Consider the following 17,654-nt stretch of genomic DNA (forward strand, 5'->3'; position numbering starts at 1 on the left):
CCTCCTGAGAGGGGCCCGGCGTCTGAAGGCGGGAGTTACGGCGTGGCCGGCGGGTACAGCGACCGCGGCAGCTGGGACGCCGCCGCCGAGTCCAGCAGCCACAGCGTGCGGGCCCGGCCGCGGGCGCCCGCTGCCGGGGCCTGGATCTCGCCCGCGCCGGACAGGGCGATCGCCGCCGCCTGTGCCTTGTCCTCGCCGGCCGCCAGGAGCCAGACCTCACGGGCCGCGCGGATGGCGGGCAGGGTGAGGGTGACCCGGGTGGGCGGGGGCTTGGGGGCGCCGTGGACCCCGACGACCGTGCGCTCGGTCTCCCGCACTGCGGGCAGCTCCGGGAACAGGGACGCCACATGCGTGTCCGGGCCGACGCCCAGCATCAGGACGTCGAAGGTCGGCACCGCGCCGTGGTTCTCGGGACCGGCCGCACGGGCCAGCTCCTCGGCGTACGACGCCGCCGCGGCCTCGACGTCGTCACCGTGCGGGCCGTCCGACGCGGGCATGGCGTGCACGCGCTTCGGGTCCAGCGGTACCGCGTCCAGGAGGGCCTCGCGGGCCTGCGTGACATTGCGCTCCGGGTCGCCCTCGGGCAGATAGCGCTCGTCGCCCCACCACAGGTCCAGGCGGCCCCAGTCGATGGCGTCCCGGGCGGGCGCCGCGGCCAGGGCGGCCAGCAGGCCGTTGCCGTTGCGGCCGCCCGTGAGGACCACCGACGCCGAGCCCCGGGAGGCCTGCGCGTCCACGATCTTCGTGATCAGACGGGCCGCGGCGGCCTCGGCCATCAGCTCCTTGTCGCGGTGCACGACCAGCTGCGGGGTGCTCACTTCGCCGCCTTCCCGGTCAGGCCGGAGGGGACCGGTTTCAGCGCCGGCGGCTCCGCCGCTTCCGGTGCGGGAGCTTCCGCAGCAGCCTTGCCGACGACCGGTTCTCCTTTGGCCGACGGTCCCTCCGGGGCAGCCTCGACGTCCGAATCAGCCTTGACGTCCGAATCAGCCTTGACGTCCGCAGCAGCCTTGACGTCCGAGGAAGCCTTGACGTCCGAGGAAGCCTCGACGTCCGAGGAAGCCTCGACGTCCGAGGAAGCCTCCACAGGCGGCGCGACCGGCTGCTCCTGCCGCACCGCTGCGTCCGCGCTCCCGTTCGACACGTTCAGCCGATGCACGCCGAACCGCAGCGCGGAGGCGTACGTGTCGTCCGGGTCCAGCCTGCGCAGCTCCTCCGCGATCAGCTCCGCCGTGTCCCGGCGCTTGAGCGCCACCGCACGGTCGGGCTGGCCGTCGATGGACAGCGTGGCCAGGGAGCCGTCGGCGCGGTCCAGGGTGATCGGGCCGTTGCTGGTCTCCATGCGGACCGCGGTCAGCCCGGGCCCGGAGGACAGCGAACGCCGTACCGGCACGTCGAGCCGGTCCGCGAGCCACATCGCGAGGAGCTCGCAGCTCGGGTTGAACTCCTCGCCCTCCACCTCGACCGCCTTGACCTCGACGCTGACCTGGTCCAGGGCCGCCGCCAGCATCGAGCGCCACGGTGTGATCCGGGTCCAGGACAGGTCGGTGTCGCCCGGGGTGTAGGTCCCGGCGCGTTCCGTCAGCTCGCGCACCGGCTGCTCGGAGGAGTACGTGTCGGTGACCCGGCGCTGGGCGAGCGCCCCGAGCGGGTCCCCGGCCGGGTCGAGCGGCGCGTCGACCGGCCACCACACGACGACCGGCGCGTCCGGCAGCAGCAGCGGCAGGACGACCGACTGGGCGTGGTCGACGATCTCGCCGTAGAGCCGGAGGATGACCGTCTCGCCGGTGCCCGCGTCCGCGCCGACCCGGACCTCGGCGTCGAGGCGGGACTGGGTGCGGTCGCGGGGGCTGCGCGACACCCGCTTGATGACCACGAGCGTGCGCGAGGGGTGCTCGCGGGACGCGTCGTTGGCGGCCTTCAGGGCGTCGTAGGCGTTCTCCTCGTCCGTGACGATGACGAGCGTGAGCACCATGCCGACGGCCGGTGTGCCGATGGCCCGGCGGCCCTTGACCAGCGCCTTGTTGATCTTGCTGGCGGTGGTGTCCGTGAGGTCTGTCTTCATGGCCGGCGCCAGCTCCGTCCCTCTCGTGCGAGCATCTCGTCCGCCTCGACCGGACCCCAGGTCCCCGAGGGGTACTGGGCGGGCTTGCCGTGCGTGTCCCAGTACTCCTCGATCGGGTCGAGGATCTTCCAGGACAGCTCGACCTCTTCTGTGCGGGGGAAGAGGTTCGAGTCGCCGAGCAGCACGTCGAGGATCAGACGCTCGTACGCCTCGGGCGAGGACTCCGTGAACGACTCGCCGTAGGCGAAGTCCATGGACACGTCCCGGATCTCCATCGAGGTGCCCGGCACCTTGGAGCCGAAGCGGACGGTGACGCCCTCGTCGGGCTGGACGCGGATGACGATCGCGTTGGAGCCGAGCTCCTCGGTGGCCGTCGTGTCGAAGGGGGAGTGCGGCGCCCGCTGGAAGACCACCGCGATCTCGGTGACCCGGCGGCCCAGCCGCTTGCCGGTGCGCAGGTAGAAGGGGACGCCCGCCCAGCGGCGGTTGTCGATCTCCACCTTGATGGCCGCGTAGGTGTCGGTCTTGGAGTTGGGGTCGATGCCCTCCTCCTGGAGGTAGCCGACCGCCTTCTCGCCGCCCTGCCAGCCCTCGGCGTACTGTCCGCGCACGGTGTCCCGGCCCAGGTCCTTCGGCAGCTTCACCGCGCCGAGCACCTTGGTCTTCTCGGCGGCCAGCGCGTCCGCGTCGAAGGAGGCGGGCTCCTCCATGGCGGTGAGGGCCATGAGCTGGAGCAGGTGGTTCTGGATGACGTCACGGGCGGCGCCGATGCCGTCGTAGTACCCGGCCCGGCCGCCGATGCCGATGTCCTCGGCCATGGTGATCTGCACGTGGTCCACGAAGGACCGGTTCCAGATCGGCTCGAACATGGTGTTGGCGAAGCGCAGCGCCAGGATGTTCTGGACCGTCTCCTTGCCCAGGTAGTGGTCGATGCGGAAGACCTGGTCCGGGGCGAAGACCTCCTCGACGGTCGCGTTGAGCTCCTCGGCCGACTTGAGGTCGTGGCCGAAGGGCTTCTCGATGACCGCGCGGCGCCAGGAGCCCCTCGCCTGGTCCGCCAGCCGGTGCTTCTTCAGCTGCTGGATGACCACGGGGAAGGCGGACGGCGGCACGGACAGGTAGAAGGCGAAGTTGCCGCCGGTGCCCTGCGCCTTGTCGAGTTCCTCGATGGTGTCGCGCAGCCGCTCGAACGAGTCGTCGTCGTCGAAGGTGCCCTGGACGAAGCGCATCCCCTGGATGAGCTGCTGCCAGACCTCCTCGCGGAACGGCGTCCGGGCGTGCTCCTTCACGGCGTCGTGGACGACCTCCGCGAAGTCCTCGTGCTCCCAGTCCCGTCGGGCGAAGCCGACCAGTGAGAAGCCCGGCGGCAGCAGACCCCGGTTGGCGAGGTCGTACACCGCGGGCATCAGCTTCTTTCGGGACAAATCGCCCGTGACGCCGAAGATGACCAGGCCCGACGGCCCCGCGATACGCGGGAGCCGTCGGTCGGCGGGGTCACGCAGCGGGTTGCTGCTCGACAAGGTTTCAGCCCTCCGAGGGGGCGAGGCGCTGAAGCTCCGCCTCAGTCGACTTGAGCAGGTCGTTCCAGGACGCCTCGAACTTCTCGACGCCCTCGTCCTCCAGGAGCTGCACCACCTCGTCGTACGAGATCCCGAGCTTCTCGACCGCGTCGAGGTCGGCGCGGGCCTGCTCGTACGTACCGGCGATCGTGTTGCCGCGGATCTCGCCCTGCTCCTCGGTGGCGAACAGGGTCGCCTCCGGCATGGTGTTCACCGTGTTCGGCGCGACCAGTTCCTCGACGTACATGGTCTTCTTGTACGCCGGGTCCTTGACGCCGGTCGAGGCCCACAGCGGACGCTGCTTGTTCGCGCCGGCGTTCTCCAGCCTGGACCAGCGCTCGCCCGCGAAGACCTCCTCGTACGCCTGGTAGGCGAGGCGCGCGTTGGCCACGCCGGCCTTGCCGCGGGCGGCCTTGGCCTCCTCGGTGCCGAGCGCGTCGATCCGCTTGTCGATCTCGGTGTCCACGCGGGACACGAAGAAGGACGCCACGGAGTGGATCTTCGACAGGTCCAGGCCGCGCTCCTTGGCCTTCTCCAGGCCCGCCAGGTAGGCGTCCATGACCTCGCGGTAGCGCTCCAGCGAGAAGATCAGCGTGACGTTGACGCTGATCCCGAGGCCGATGACGTCGGTGATCGCCGGGATGCCCGCGCGGGTGGCCGGGATCTTGATGAGGGTGTTGGGGCGGTCGACGAGCCAGGCGAGCTGCTTGGCCTCGGCGACGGTCGCCTTCTCGTTGTGCGCCAGACGCGGGTCGACCTCGATCGACACGCGGCCGTCCTGGCCGCCGGTGGCGTCGAAGACCGGGCGCAGGATGTCGGCGGCGTCGCGGACGTCCGCCGTGGTGATCATGCGGATGGCCTCTTCGACCGTGACCTTGCGGAACGCCAGGTCGGAGACCTGCGCGTCGTAGCCGTCGCCCTCGGAGATCGCCTTCTGGAAGATCGAGGGGTTGGTGGTGACGCCCACGACGTGCTGCTGGTCGATCAGCTCGGCGAGGTTGCCGGACGTGATCCGCTTGCGCGACAGGTCGTCCAGCCAGATCGCCACGCCTTCTTCGGAGAGGCGCTTGAGTGCGTCTGTCATGGAATTACATCTCCTACGTGTCGTATGTGAGCGTCAGCGCTGGGCGGCGGCTAGGGATTCCCGCGCCTTCGCGGCCACGTTCTCGCCAGTGAAGCCGAACTCCTGGAAGAGCAGCTTGCCGTCCGCGGAAGCACCGAAGTGCTCCAGGGAAACGATGCGGCCGGCGTCCCCGACGTACTTGTGCCAGGTGAGACCGATACCGGCCTCGACCGCGACGCGGGCCCGCACGGACGGGGGCAGGACGCTGTCCCGGTACCCCTGGTCCTGCTCCTCGAACCACTCCACGGACGGCATGGAGACGACGCGGGTCGGCACACCGTCGGCTTCGAGCCGCTCGCGCGCGTCCACGGCGACGTGCACCTCGGAACCGGTGGCGATGAGAATCACCTCGGGCGCTCCGGTGGAGGCCTCGAACAGGACGTAACCGCCCTTGGCCGCGTCCTCGTTGGGCTCGTACGTCGGCACGCCCTGACGGGTCAGCGCGAGACCGTGCGGGGCGCCCTTGCCGAACTCCTTGGTGTACCGCGCCAGGATCTCGCGCCAGGCGATCGCGGTCTCGTTGGCGTCCGCGGGACGGACCACGTTGAGGCCGGGGATCGCGCGCAGCGAGGCCAGGTGCTCGACCGGCTGGTGCGTCGGGCCGTCCTCGCCGAGACCGATGGAGTCGTGCGTCCACACGTACGTCACCGGCAGGTGCATCAGCGCCGAGAGCCGGACGGCGTTGCGCATGTAGTCGGAGAAGACGAGGAACGTGCCGCCGTAGATACGGGTGTTGCCGTGCAGCGCGATGCCGTTCATCTCCGCGGCCATGGAGTGCTCGCGGATGCCGAAGTGGATCGTGCGGCCGTACGGGTTCGCCTCCGGCAGCGGGTTGTCCGCCGGGAGGAACGAACTGTTCTTGTCAATCGTGGTGTTGTTCGAGCCGGCGAGGTCGGCGGAGCCGCCCCACAGCTCGGGGACCACGGCACCGAGGGCCTGGAGCACCTTGCCGGACGCGGCGCGCGTGGCCACACCCTTGCCGGGCTCGAACACCGGGATCGCGGACTCCCAGTCCTTGGGCAGCTCACCCGCGGCGATGCGGTCGAACTCGGCCGCGCGCTCGGGGTTGTTGTTCCGCCACTCCTGGAAGGACTTCTCCCACTCGGCCTTGGCCTGCCGGCCGCGCTCCAGCGCCTGCCGGGTGTGCGCGATGACCTCGTCGGAGACCTCGAAGCTCTTCTCCGGGTCGAAGCCCAGCACCCGCTTGGTGGCCGCGACCTCGTCGTCGCCGAGCGCCGAGCCGTGCGCCGCCTCGGTGTTCTGGGCGTTCGGGGCGGGCCAGGCGATGATCGAGCGCATCGCGATGAAGGACGGCCGGTCGGTGACCGCCTTGGCCTTCTGGATCGCCTCGAAGATCGCGGCCGGGTCCAGGTCGCCGTTGGCCTGCGGCTCGACGCGCTGCACGTGCCAGCCGTACGCCTCGTACCGCTTGGGGGTGTCCTCGGAGACGGCCGTCTCGGTGTCGCCCTCGATCGAGATGTGGTTGTCGTCCCACAGCAGGATGAGGTTGCCGAGCTGCTGGTGACCGGCCATCGAGGACGCCTCGGCGGAGATGCCCTCCTGGAGGCAGCCGTCACCGGCGATGGCGAAGATGTAGTGGTCGAAGGGGGAGGTGCCCTGGGCGGCCTCCGGGTCGAACAGGCCGCGCTCGTAGCGGGCGGCCATCGCCATGCCCACCGCGTTGGCGACACCCTGGCCGAGCGGACCGGTGGTGGTCTCGACGCCCTTGGTGTGGCCGTACTCCGGGTGACCCGGGGTCTTGGAGCCCCAGGTGCGGAAGGACTTGAGGTCGTCCAGCTCCAGGCCGAAACCGGCCAGGTAGAGCTGGGTGTAGAGGGTCAGGGACGAGTGGCCGGCGGACAGCACGAAGCGGTCGCGTCCGACCCAGTCGGGGTCGGCGGGGTCGTGCCGCATCACCTTCTGGAAGAGGGTGTAAGCGGCGGGAGCCAGGCTCATCGCCGTACCCGGATGGCCGTTTCCGACCTTCTGTACGGCGTCGGCGGCCAGGACGCGGGCGGTGTCGACGGCCCGCTGGTCCAACTCGGTCCACTCGAGGTCTGTGGTGGTCGGCTTGGTGCTCACCCTGGGTCAGGGCTCCTCTCCACATGTCACGCATGTCGAATGCCGGTGCACGGGAAGCCCCGGCCGTTGTCGAGCCTACCCCCGCAAGTACGTGCGTTTTTTCGAGTCATTCCAGACTGCCGGGCCGTGCGGGGATCCGCCTCCCGACTGGCCCGGATCGTGTTCGGCAAGTGAATACGCAGCCGCTCGTACGAGTGCTCAACCGAGTGACGCCGGGCTCTTCCGGGGGCGTCCTCGGACACGACCCGACCCCCGCGAATATCGGGGTATGGGCAACGTCTACAGTGGCGTGGTACGCGCGAGCCTTTACCGGGACTTCACACGGCTGAGGCTTGCTGGGATGTCTCTGTAGGGGTGTGCGTGACGGCCGTCGAATCCCGTCCAGCCGGTGTGCTGGGGGAGAGCAAGAGCTCGAGTCACCGGCCGTTCGGGGCCCGGGCCAAGGCGTTCGTGGCGCTGACCAAGCCGCGGATCATCGAGCTGCTGCTCATCACCACCGTTCCGGTGATGTTCCTGGCGCAGCAGGGGGTGCCGGACCTGACGCTGGTGCTGCTGACCTGTGTCGGCGGCTACCTCTCCGCGGGCGGCGCCAACGCGCTCAACATGTACATCGACCGCGACATCGACGCGCTCATGGACCGCACCTCGCAGCGTCCACTGGTGACCGGCATGGTCTCGCCGCGGGAGTGCCTGGCCTTCGGCATCACGCTGGCGGTCGTCTCGACGCTGCTGTTCGGCCTGACCGTCAACTGGCTGTCCGCCTGGCTGTCGCTCGGAGCGCTGCTCTTCTACGTCGTCGTCTACACGATGATCCTCAAGCGGCGTACCTCGCAGAACATCGTGTGGGGCGGCATCGCCGGCTGTCTGCCGGTCCTGATCGGCTGGTCGTCGGTCACGAACTCCATGTCGTGGGCGCCGGTCATCCTCTTCCTCGTCATGTTCTTCTGGACGCCGCCGCACTACTGGCCGCTGTCCATGAAGGTCCGCGAGGACTACGCGCGCGTGGGCGTGCCGATGCTGCCGGTGGTCGCCTCCAACAAGGTCGTCGCCAAGCAGATCGTCATCTACAGCTGGGTGATGGTCGGGGTCTCGCTGCTGCTCACCCCGCTCGGCTACACCGGCTGGTTCTACACGGCGGTCGCGCTGCTCGCGGGCGGCTTCTGGCTGTGGGAGGCGCACGGCCTCCAGAACCGCGCCAAGGCCGAGGTGACGGGCGGGAAGCTCAAGGAGATGCGGCTGTTCCACTGGTCGATCACCTATGTGTCGATCCTGTTCCTCGCGGTCGCGGTGGACCCCTTCCTGCGCTAGGCGCCACTGAGGCGAGGGTCACGTCGCCGCCCCCTTTACCGGTCGGTAGCATCCTGGGCATGGCAGACACGCAGCAGGTGGACGCGAAGGCCGAGCGCAGGGTCGCCCGGCTCGCCAAGCAGATCAGCGCCTTCTCCAAGGAGCACGGCGGCGCCGAGGGCCAGCTGGCCTACATCGGCGAGCGCGGCACCCGGATCGTCCTCGTCGGCGAGGACGGCGGCTGGGGCGACCTGGTGGCCCCCTCGTACGACATCGCCGAGAAGGCCGTCGAGAAGGCCGGCATCACCGTCCACGAGAACTTCGACGGCGAGTTCGCGGCCAAGGTCAGGACGGGGCCGTACGAGTGGAGCCGCATGGCGGGCATCCAGGTCGGCGGTCCCTCGAACGGCTGAGATCTCTCGCCCTTTCACATGGGGTGTGCGTCCCCAACACCTGACACCCGGTTCACCCGTTAGGACCTGTGAGTAGCCCACACGGTCCAGACACGGGGAGTCCGGATGATCGAAACGCCGTCCCTCGTGGACCAGTACTGCCACGGCGTACTGAGAACAGAGCTGGGCCTCGGCACCTTCGAGGCCCAGCTGGCCCGCACCGAGGGCCCGCCCGCACCGGGGACCACGCTGTTCGACACCCAGACGGGCTTCGCCGTACGACGCTGGTGCCCGCCCTTACTGGGCCTGGAACCGCACTGCCCGCCCGCGCGTTATCTGGCCCGGCGCCGTGAGCTCGGCGTCCTGGAATCGGGCCGCAGGCTGCTCAGGGGCAGCGGCATCACGACCTATCTGGTCGACACCGGACTGCCCGGCGACCTCACCGGCCCCACCGAGCTGGCCTCCACCGCCGCCGCCGAGACCCGCGAGATCGTCCGCCTGGAACTGCTCGCCGAACAGGTCGCCGACACCTCCGGCACCGTCGAGTCCTTCCTCGCCAACCTCGCCGAGTCCGTGCACGGAGCCGCCGCGAGCGCGGTCGCCTTCACCTCGGTGGCGGGCGTACGGCACGGTCTCGCGCTCGCTCCCGAGCCGCCGGGCCCCGGCGAGGTGCGGGGCGCCGCGGGCCGGTGGCTGACGGGCCGCCGGGTGGGCGGCGAACTCTCCGATCCCGTGCTGCTACGGCACCTGCTGTGGATCGCGGTCGCCTCCGGGCTGCCCCTCCAACTGCACGCCGGGCTCGGCGAGCCCGGCCTGCGCATCGACCGCACCGACCCGGTCCTGCTCACCGACTTCGTCCGGGCCACCGCGGGCCTCGGAACCGACCTCGTCCTGCTGCACAGCTACCCGTACCACCGGCACGCCGCCCACCTCGCCGGGGTCTTCCCGCACGTCTACGCCGACTCCGGCGCCGCCCTGGTGCGCACCGGCGCCCGCGCGGCGACCGTCCTCGCGGAGATCCTGGAGCTGGCCCCCTTCGGCAAGATCGTCTTCTCCAGCGGCGCGCACAGCCTGCCCGAACTGCATGTCGTGGGCGCCCGCCTGTTCCGGGAGGCGCTGGCCCGGGTGCTGGGCGGCTGGGTCGCCGAGGGCTCCTGGTCGCTGACGGACGCGCAGCGGGTGGCGGGACTGATCGCGGCGGGGAACGCGCGGAGGGTGTACGGACTGGAGTGAGGTGTACAGGATGGCCTCATGCAGCAGACAGAGGCGTTACTGGACCGCTTCCTCGCCGGGCTGGAGCCGCTCGACCCCGTCGCCGTCTGGGCCCACGGCTCGCTGGCCGGGGGTGACTACCAGGAGGGCCGCAGCGACCTGGACCTGATCGCCGTACTGCCCGCGCTCCCGCCCCGCACGGTGTGGCGGCTGGCGAAGCTGCACGCGCGACTGCGGGCGGAACCGCTGGCCGGTCAGCTCCACTGCACGTACCTGACACCGTCGGCCGACCCCGGCCGGCGCCACCTCACCTGGGCCCACCAGCAGCTCTTCAAGCGGCCGGTCACCCCGGTGACCCGTCGGGAGCTGCACGACTTCGGGCGCGTCCTGCACGGGAAACCGCCGACGGGCCTGCTGCCCCCGGTGACGGACCGGGAACTGGCCGACTTCGTCGTCCGCGACCAGCGCGACTTCTGGCGCCCGGCCCTCGACAACGCCCCGCTGTGGACCCGGGACGTGTGGGTCGACCTGGGACTGGTGACCTTCGCCCGCGCGACCGTGACCGTGCGGGAGGGCCGACTGATCTCGAAGCGTGAGGCGCTGGACTTGCTGCCCGGCCTAGGGGCACCGGTGTCGGTCGTCGAGGACATCCGGCGGCGCCGCTACGGCGATCCCGGACCCCCCGTCCCCGACCGGGCCGCGCTGACCCGGAACTACCTGGGCCCGGCGATCGACGAGCTCGTGGCGGCGTACGGCTGAGCCGGGACCTCGGGCAGCTCGCCCCCGGGGCGCTCCCGCAGGGCCAGCAGGACGCGCAGGACGGCGATCCACACCAGGGCCGAGCCGAGCATGTGCAGGCCGACCAGGAACTCGGGCAGGTCGGTGAAGTACTGGACGTAGCCGATGACGCCCTGCGAGAGCAGGACCAGGAAGAGGTCCCGGGTGCGGTGCAGGGGGCCCTTGGGGGCGTCGACCGCCTTGAGGATGAACCACAGGGCGAAGGTCAGGGACACCACGATCCAGGCGAGGACCGCGTGCACCTTGGCCACCGTCTCCCAGTCCAGCGGCATCCGCTCGACCTCGCTGGAGTCACCGGCGTGCGGTCCGGCGCCGGTGACGACGGTGCCGACCAGGATCAGCAGGGCGGCGGCCGCGACCATGAACCAGACCAGCTGCTGCACCGGCTTGCCGACCAGCGGGCGGGGTGCCGTGTCGCCCTCGCGGGTGCGCTGCCACATCACGGTGGCGACGGTGATCAGGGCGGTGGTCGCGACGAAGTGGGCGGCGACGGTGTAGGGGTTGAGCCCCACCAGCACGACGATGCCGCCGAGGATCGCGTTGCTCATCACGATCCAGAACTGCGCCCAGCCCAGCCGGGTGAGGCTGCGGCGGCGGGGCTTCTCGCTGCGGGCCGCGATGATGGCCCAGCCGACGGCCGCGCACAGCACGTAGGTGAGCATCCGGTTGCCGAACTCGATGGCCCCGTGCACCCCCATCGCGCTGGTCGCGGTCAGCGAGTCGTCCGTGCACTTGGGCCAGGTCGGGCACCCGAGCCCCGACCCGGTCAGCCGCACGGCCCCACCGGTGACCACGATGACCACCGACATCACGAGCGCGGCGAGAGCCGCCCGCCGAACCGTCCGGGGAGTCGGGGTCCAGCGTGCGGCGATGAAGGCGAGCGGGTTGCGGACGGCCGCTACGGCGTCGGCGCGGGTCACGTTTGGCACGCCGTCCATCGTAGGGGGCCGCTTGTGCACGCGTTCACGAGGGGGCGGGAAGGAGCGGGACATCGCTGCCGGTGCCCCGCTCCCGTTCCTCCGTATCCAGGCGCCGGAGGGTCAAGGGGCGCAGATCACCTGGGCCTTGAGGTGCCAGGTGGCGGCCAGTCCGGAACCCAGTTCGGACACGGTCGTCCGAGCTCCGGGCGGACGCACGGTCGAACGGAGCTCCACGGGGACCAGCCGGTTGAGGACCCCGGCGTTCCCGGACAGGCGCACACCGGCACCGAAGGCACGGGTGCCGCGCGGGCAGGCGGCGAAGGCCGTCCCTGACTGTGCCGCGCCGCTGACCGCCTGCCAGACGCTCTCGCGGAGGGTCTGGCCGAGCGGACCGGTGCACACGCCGTAGGCCGTCACCGACCAGAGGGCAGAGGTCGGCGTTGCCTCACCGCCGCGCACGGTGGCGGACCTCAGCCGCGAGTCGGCGGCGACGGAGTTCAGGCCGGCTTTGAAGTCGGCGCCGTTCATCCGCCCTCCGGCAGCGAGAAGCCTCTTGCCCGCGGGGCAGAACACCTGCGCCGTCTTCCAGGGGCCCGACGTGGACGCCGATGTCCGCGCCTCGTACGTGAGCCCGGCCGGCGCCTTGGCGCACACCGCGTGGGCCACCACGTGCCACGCCGCCCGCATGCCGCTGCCGGGGTCCCGCGGCACCAGTTCCTGCGCCACGGCCACCCATCCGTTGCGCTGCGGGTATGACCCTCGCAGCAGGACGCGGTTCTGGCCGCCCACGATCCGGACACCGCCTCCGAGCGCCACCTTGCCCGCAGGGCAGCGGGCAAGGACGGAGTGCGTCCTGCTGGAGTTGTGAACGCCGGCCCTGGACACGATGGTGTACCCGGCGACGGGCGCCTGCGGTGCCTCCGGGGGAGGGACCGCCGCCTGTGCCGCCGTGGTGAACAGACCCATCCCCGTCGCCACCGCGGTGAGCCCGAGGAGCGTACGGCGCTGTCGTGTGTTCATGGCACCTCTTTCTCTCCCGCCGCACCATCCCGTCGATGAGCGGCATTTGTGTGAACTGGGGCATACTTCAGCGCGCCGCGTCGCTACGCTCCTTGATGGGCGCTTGGAGGGCCTTGGCATCGGCTTGGAACGGGGGCGGTGTGCCATGTCGGCCACGGAGTTCGGCATCCTCGGCCCCCTGCGGGTCCTCCGCTCCGGCGCGGTCCTCCCGTTGGGCGGACCGCGGCAGCGCGCCGTGCTCGCCCTGCTGGTCGTTGAGCTGAACCAGACGGTCCCGACGGACCGGCTGATCGACGAGGTGTGGGACGGCGACCCGCCCGACGGCGCTGTCACCTCGGTGCAGACGTACGTCTTCCATCTGCGCCGGGTGCTGGAGCCGGAGCGGGCCCGCGGCGCCCCGGCCGAGCTGCTCGTCAGCCGCAACCGCGGCTACCTGCTCAAGGCCGATCCCCTGGCCACCGACGCCGCTCGCTTCGAGGCCGGGCTGCGGGAGGGGCGGGAGGCACTGGAGGCCGGCCGCTACACCGAGGCGTGCAGGACACTTCGGACCGCTCTCGCGCTGTGGCGGGGCGACGTACTGGAGGACCTGGGCGAGCACGGTTTTGTACGGAGGGAGGCCGGCCGGCTGACGGAGCTGCGGCTGGCGGCACTGGAAGCCCGGATCGAGGCGGATCTGGCGCTCGGGCGGCATACGGCCGTCGTGGGCGAACTGGAGCAACTGCTCGCCGCACATCCGCTGCGCGAGCGGTTCTCGGCCCAGCTGATGCTGGCCCTGTACCGGTGCGGCAGACAGGCCGAGGCCCTGGCCTGCTACCAACGCCTACGGGAAAGACTGCGCGACGAACTGGGCCTGGACCCGGACGAATCGGTGCGGCGGGTCCACCAGGCCATCCTGGCGCACGATCCGGTCGCCGCTTCTCCACCCCGCAGGACGATGCCGGGATCACCGCGCCACCGGCGTTTCCCGGCCGCGGTCGGCTCCCTCACTGCGATCGCCCTGCTGTGCGCCGGTCTCGTCTCCGGGGCGAGTGCTCCCCGATCGGTCGTCCCCGAGCTGGCCGCCAACAGCGTCGGTGCGCTGTCCGGTGGCAGCGGTCCGCCGGTGCGGGTCGGGCAGAGTCCGGACGGGCTGGCGTACGGGGCCGGTTCGGTCTGGGCGGCCAACAACGGTGACGACTCCGTCAGCCGTATCGACCCGCGGACCCGTGCCGTGCAGCTCATCCCCGTCGGCTCGGACCCCGTGGCGGTCGCGGTGAGCGGCGACGACGTGTGGGTGGCCAACAGCGGGGACGGCACGGTCTCGCGGATCAACGCGACCGCCGACCGGGTCGTCGACGTCCTGCCGGTGGGGAACCTGCCCTCGGCCGTCGCGGTCGGCCCCGCCGGGGTGTGGGTCGCGCTGAGCGGCGACAACGCGATTCGGCGGATCGACCCGGAGTCCGGGCGGGTCGGGCCGCCCGTCGTGGTGGGCGGCGGCCCCGCCGGGATCGGAGTGGGTGAGCGGACCGTCTGGGTGGCCAACAGTCTCGACGGCACGGTGACCCCGGTCGACGCCGCCACCGGCCAGGCCCGCGGACCGGTCCTTGTGGGCACCGGCCCGCAGGGCGTCGCCGTCACCGACGAGGCGGTGTGGGTCGCCAACGGTCTCTCGCTCACCGTCTCCCGCATCGACACCCGCACCGGTGTGGTCACCACGCACGGGGTGGGCGACGGCCCCCGTTCCGTGGTGGCGGGCCCGGACGGGGTCTGGGTGAGCAACGAGTACGACGCGACGGTCGTCCGGCTCGATGCCGGTACGGGGCGGGTGGTGCGGACGATCCGGACCGGGAGTGCGCCAAGGGGGCTGGCCATTGCGGAGAGGGCGGTGTGGGCGGCGGGACGCGCCCTGGCGGCGCCGGGGCATCGGGGCGGCACGCTGACCGTGCTGGGGTGGGGAGGCGCTTCCGACTACGGCATCGATCCGGCGGTCGTCTACAACGCGGAGGCCGCCCTGGCGCTGAGCGTCGTCTACGACCACCTCGTGGGCTTGCGCCAGTCACCCGGTGGATCGGAACTCACCCTGGTGCCGAACCTGGCCACCGAGCTGCCACGGCCCACGGACGGCGGGCGTACCTACACGTTCACACTGCGGCGGGGGCTGCGTTACTCCGACGGTCGCCGAGTCGTACCGGCGGACTTCCGGCGCGGGGCGCGGCGGGCTCTGACCGTCGGGGGAGGCAATCCCAGGTACTTCACGAAGATCGTCGGAGGTGCCGCGTGCCTGGCCCGTCCCCAGCGGTGCGATCTCTCGCGTGGGATCACCACCGACGACGCCACGCACACCGTGACCTTCCACCTCACCGCGGCGGACCCTGCCTTCCTCGACAAGCTCTCGATGTTCGTGGTGCCGACGCCGCCGGGCGTACCGGACGGTCCCGTCGGGTCCGTTCCCCTGCCCGCGACCGGTCCCTACCAGGTCGCCGGCTACCAGAAGGGCAAGCAGCTCAGCCTGAAGCGGAACCCATACTTCCGAGAGTGGTCCCGGGTGGCCCAGCCGGCTGGCTATCCCGACGTCATCCGCTGGCGGACGGTCGGTTCGACGCTGCAGCAGGTGGCGGAGGTGAACGCCGGGCGGGCCGATCTGGCGATCCAGCTGAACACCCATCCCGAACCGTCCTACCTGCGGCAGCTGGCTGTGCGGTATCCGACGCGGCTGCACACCAGCCCGTCGTTCTTCACGGTGTACGAGACGTTCAACACGAGGGTGCCGCCCTTCGACGACAGGCGGGTCAGGCAGGCCCTGTCGTATGCAGTGGACCGTGACCGGATGGTGGACCTGATGGGCGGGCCGGAGATCGTGTCCTCCACCTGTCAGTCCCTGCCCAAGGGGTTTCCGGGCTACCGGCCCTATTGCCCCTACACCCGGGAACCGCGAGCGGACGGCACCTGGCAGGGCCCTGATCTCGCCAGGGCCAGGAAGCTGATCGCGGAATCGGGCACCCGAGGAATGTCGATCGGGGTGTGGACCTGGGGCATGGAGTCGGCGCGCCGCGTCGCCGCCTACCTCGTGGACCTCCTGGGCGAACTCGGCTATCGGGCGACCCTGCACGTCCTCCCCGAGGACGACCGCTACTGGAACACGGTGGGGGACTCACGGACACGGGCCCAGTTGGTGTTCCAGGGGTGGGTGCCGGATTACCCGTCCTCGGGCACCTTCTTCACGCCTCTGCTCACCTGTGACGGTTTCCGACCTGCCGACGGTCCCGGCACCCTGAACTACGCCGGGTACTGCTCCCCGTCCTTCGACCGGCTCGTCGCCACCGCCCAGGACGTCGAGCGGTCCGATCCAGGCAGGGCGCGGGAGTCGTGGGCGCGGATCGACCGGAAGGTCATCGACGAGGCGCTGTGGCTGCCCGTCGTCAACTTCAAGCAGGTGGCCTTCGCCTCCGCCCGTCTCGGCAACTACCAGAGCACATCGGCCTCCGGACCACTCGTCTCCCAGATGTGGGTCCGCTGAGCGGACTCACTCCCAGCGGAAGAAGCGTCCCGCCGCGGCCAGTCCCACGACCCCCCACACCGCGAGGATCCCCAGGTCGCCCCACGGCACCCCGGCCCCGTGCAGCAGTACGTCCCGCAGGCCGTCCGAGAGAGCGGTGATCGGCAGCAGGCTCAGGACGTCCTGGGTGCCCTCGGAGAACCGGTCGAGCGGGACGATGACGCCGCCGCTGACCAGCAGGAGCAGGAAGACCAGGTTGGCGGCGGCCAGGGTGGCTTCCGCCTTCAGGGTGCCGGCCATCAGGAGGCCCAGGCCGGAGAAGGCCGCTGTGCCGAGGAGCAGGAGCAGCGCGACGGTGAGGGGGTTGCCGTGCGGGGACCAGCCCAGGGCCAGGGCGATGACCGTGAGCAGCGCCACTTGCAGGATCTCCGTCACCAGGACCGACGCCGTCTTCGCCGTCATCAGGGCCCAGCGGGGGAGCGGGGAGGAGGCCAGGCGCTTCAGGACGCCGTAGCGGCGCTCGAATCCCGTGGCGATGGCCTGGCCGGTGAAGGCCGTGGACATGACCGCGAGGGCGAGGACGCCAGGGGCGAGGAAGTCCACCGCCTTGTCCTGGCCCGTGTCGACGATGTCCACCGAACTGAACAGGACCAGGATCAGGGTGGGGATCACCACCGTCAGCAACAGCTGTTCGCCGTTGCGGAGCAGCATCTTCGTCTCCAGGGCGGCCTGCGTCGCGATCATGCGTCCCAGGGGCGCGGCGCCCGGCTTCGGGGTGTAGGTGCCGGTGGCCGTCATGCGCGCAGTTCCTTACCCGTGAGCTCCAGGAAGACGTCTTCCAGGGTGTGTCGTTCCACCGAGATTTTCTCCGGCATGACGCCGTGCTGGGCGCACCAGGAGGTCACCGTCGCCAGGAGCTGCGGGTTGACCTTGCCGACGACCCGGTAGGAGCCGGGGGTCAGTTCCGCCGCCGTGCAGTCGGCCGGCAGGGCCTTCAGGAGGGAGCCGACGTCCAGGCCGGGGCGGCCGGTGAAGCGCAGGGTGTTCTCGGCGCCGCCCCGGCACAACTCCTCGGGGGTGCCCTGGGCGATCACCCGGCCGCCGTCGATGATCGCCACGTCGTCGGCGAGCTGTTCGGCCTCGTCCATGTAGTGCGTGGTGAGGATGACCGAGACGCCGTCGGCGCGCAGGTCGCGGACCAGGTCCCAGGTCGCGCGGCGGGCCTGCGGGTCGAGGCCCGCCGTCGGCTCGTCCAGAAAGACCAGCTCCGGGCGGCCGACCACGGCCATCGCGAGCGCCAGGCGCTGCTGCTGGCCGCCCGACAGCCTGCGGTACGTCGTCCTGCCGCAACCGCCCAGGCCCAGGCGCTCGATCAGCGCGTCCACGTCCAGCGGGTGCGCGTGCAGCCGGGCCACGTGCCGGAGCATCTCGTCGGCCCGGGCACCCGAGTACACGCCCCCGGACTGGAGCATCACGCCGATCCTCGGGTGCAGCTCACGCGCCTGTCGCACCGGGTCGAGGCCCAGGACCCGTACCGTGCCGGAGTCCGGCTTCCGGTAGCCCTCGCAGGTCTCGACGGTCGTCGTCTTGCCCGCGCCGTTGGGCCCGAGTACGGCGGTCACGCCCGCCCGGGCCACCAGGTCGAGGCCGTCCACGGCGGCCTTCGTGCCGTACCGCTTCACCAGGGCGTGGACCTGGACCACGGGCTCACTTCGCATGGGCCC

The 17,654-nt window shown here is 71.1% G+C and carries 14 protein-coding genes; 5 read left to right on the forward strand and 9 right to left on the reverse strand.

Annotated elements, in window-relative coordinates:
• Positions 1-35 precede the first annotated feature (35 nt).
• From pgl to tkt, 5 genes are read right to left on the reverse strand one after another with little or no spacing between them, the layout of a single operon-like run.
• On the reverse strand, positions 36-818 hold the full coding sequence (gene pgl, locus ACFULQ_RS15270; protein ID WP_383543315.1) for a 6-phosphogluconolactonase: 783 nt from the start codon (positions 816-818) through the stop codon (positions 36-38).
• On the reverse strand, positions 815-2,062 hold the full coding sequence (gene opcA / locus ACFULQ_RS15275; RefSeq protein WP_383543318.1) for a glucose-6-phosphate dehydrogenase assembly protein OpcA: 1,248 nt from the start codon (positions 2,060-2,062) through the stop codon (positions 815-817). The genes pgl and opcA overlap by 4 nt, the downstream gene beginning before the upstream one ends.
• Positions 2,059-3,582 carry a glucose-6-phosphate dehydrogenase gene (gene zwf, locus ACFULQ_RS15280; protein WP_383543321.1) on the reverse strand — a complete coding sequence of 508 codons (1,524 nt, stop codon included), beginning with the start codon at positions 3,580-3,582 and terminating at the stop codon, positions 2,059-2,061. The genes opcA and zwf overlap by 4 nt, the downstream gene beginning before the upstream one ends.
• A gap of 4 nt (positions 3,583-3,586) precedes the next feature.
• Positions 3,587-4,705, reverse strand: a complete 1,119-nt coding sequence (gene tal / locus ACFULQ_RS15285) for a transaldolase (RefSeq protein WP_383543324.1) — start codon at positions 4,703-4,705, stop codon at positions 3,587-3,589.
• A gap of 33 nt (positions 4,706-4,738) precedes the next feature.
• Positions 4,739-6,826, reverse strand: a complete 2,088-nt coding sequence (gene tkt / locus ACFULQ_RS15290) for a transketolase (protein WP_383543327.1) — start codon at positions 6,824-6,826, stop codon at positions 4,739-4,741.
• A 354-nt stretch (positions 6,827-7,180) separates the two neighbouring features.
• Between tkt and ACFULQ_RS15295 the strand changes: the two genes are divergently transcribed.
• The 4 genes from ACFULQ_RS15295 (at position 7,181) to ACFULQ_RS15310 (ending at position 10,476) form a co-directional block, all read left to right on the forward strand.
• On the forward strand, positions 7,181-8,134 hold the full coding sequence (locus ACFULQ_RS15295; RefSeq protein WP_383543330.1) for a heme o synthase: 954 nt from the start codon (positions 7,181-7,183) through the stop codon (positions 8,132-8,134).
• Positions 8,135-8,193: 59 nt separating this feature from the next.
• Entirely contained in the window at positions 8,194-8,526 is a 333-nt protein-coding gene (locus ACFULQ_RS15300; protein WP_383543332.1) for a hypothetical protein, read from the forward strand.
• Positions 8,527-8,631: 105 nt separating this feature from the next.
• Positions 8,632-9,738: an amidohydrolase family protein gene (locus ACFULQ_RS15305; protein WP_383543335.1), complete on the forward strand. Its 1,107-nt coding sequence runs from the start codon at positions 8,632-8,634 to the stop codon at positions 9,736-9,738.
• An 18-nt stretch (positions 9,739-9,756) separates the two neighbouring features.
• Complete coding sequence (locus ACFULQ_RS15310) at positions 9,757-10,476, forward strand: nucleotidyltransferase domain-containing protein (protein ID WP_383543338.1); 720 nt, start codon at positions 9,757-9,759, stop codon at positions 10,474-10,476.
• On the opposite strand, the gene ACFULQ_RS15315 is transcribed toward ACFULQ_RS15310, so the two are convergent.
• Entirely contained in the window at positions 10,431-11,453 is a 1,023-nt protein-coding gene (locus ACFULQ_RS15315; protein WP_383543341.1) for a heme A synthase, read from the reverse strand. The two genes, ACFULQ_RS15310 and ACFULQ_RS15315, sit on opposite strands and share 46 nt — an antisense overlap.
• 102 nt (positions 11,454-11,555) lie before the next feature.
• Positions 11,556-12,455 (reverse strand): hypothetical protein, encoded by a 900-nt coding sequence (locus ACFULQ_RS15320; RefSeq protein WP_383543344.1) that lies wholly within the window; start codon positions 12,453-12,455, stop codon positions 11,556-11,558.
• Between the two features lie 145 nt (positions 12,456-12,600).
• Between ACFULQ_RS15320 and ACFULQ_RS15325 the strand changes: the two genes are divergently transcribed.
• Complete coding sequence (locus ACFULQ_RS15325; RefSeq protein WP_383543346.1) at positions 12,601-15,951, forward strand: ABC transporter substrate-binding protein; 3,351 nt, start codon at positions 12,601-12,603, stop codon at positions 15,949-15,951.
• Positions 15,952-15,957: 6 nt separating this feature from the next.
• On the opposite strand, the gene ACFULQ_RS15330 is transcribed toward ACFULQ_RS15325, so the two are convergent.
• Positions 15,958-16,728: an ABC transporter permease gene (locus tag ACFULQ_RS15330; RefSeq protein ID WP_383543349.1), complete on the reverse strand. Its 771-nt coding sequence runs from the start codon at positions 16,726-16,728 to the stop codon at positions 15,958-15,960.
• Complete coding sequence (locus ACFULQ_RS15335) at positions 16,725-17,648, reverse strand: ABC transporter ATP-binding protein (RefSeq protein ID WP_383543351.1); 924 nt, start codon at positions 17,646-17,648, stop codon at positions 16,725-16,727. Before ACFULQ_RS15335 ends, ACFULQ_RS15330 begins: the two co-directional genes overlap by 4 nt.
• Positions 17,649-17,654 lie beyond the last annotated feature (6 nt).

The organism is Streptomyces sp. NPDC057253, from assembly GCF_042669125.1.
Taxonomy (GTDB): domain Bacteria; phylum Actinomycetota; class Actinomycetes; order Streptomycetales; family Streptomycetaceae; genus Streptomyces.

Coding starts and splice junctions, on each gene's coding strand:
- opcA (WP_383543318.1), bottom strand. CDS start 2,062: ATGAAGACAGACCTCACGGACACCACCGCCAGCAAGATCAACAAGGCG.
- tal (WP_383543324.1), bottom strand. CDS start 4,705: ATGACAGACGCACTCAAGCGCCTCTCCGAAGAAGGCGTGGCGATCTGG.
- ACFULQ_RS15300 (WP_383543332.1), top strand. CDS start 8,194: ATGGCAGACACGCAGCAGGTGGACGCGAAGGCCGAGCGCAGGGTCGCC.
- ACFULQ_RS15305 (WP_383543335.1), top strand. CDS start 8,632: ATGATCGAAACGCCGTCCCTCGTGGACCAGTACTGCCACGGCGTACTG.
- ACFULQ_RS15310 (WP_383543338.1), top strand. CDS start 9,757: ATGCAGCAGACAGAGGCGTTACTGGACCGCTTCCTCGCCGGGCTGGAG.
- ACFULQ_RS15315 (WP_383543341.1), bottom strand. CDS start 11,453: ATGGACGGCGTGCCAAACGTGACCCGCGCCGACGCCGTAGCGGCCGTC.
- ACFULQ_RS15320 (WP_383543344.1), bottom strand. CDS start 12,455: ATGAACACACGACAGCGCCGTACGCTCCTCGGGCTCACCGCGGTGGCG.
- ACFULQ_RS15325 (WP_383543346.1), top strand. CDS start 12,601: ATGTCGGCCACGGAGTTCGGCATCCTCGGCCCCCTGCGGGTCCTCCGC.
- ACFULQ_RS15330 (WP_383543349.1), bottom strand. CDS start 16,728: ATGACGGCCACCGGCACCTACACCCCGAAGCCGGGCGCCGCGCCCCTG.
- ACFULQ_RS15335 (WP_383543351.1), bottom strand. CDS start 17,648: ATGCGAAGTGAGCCCGTGGTCCAGGTCCACGCCCTGGTGAAGCGGTAC.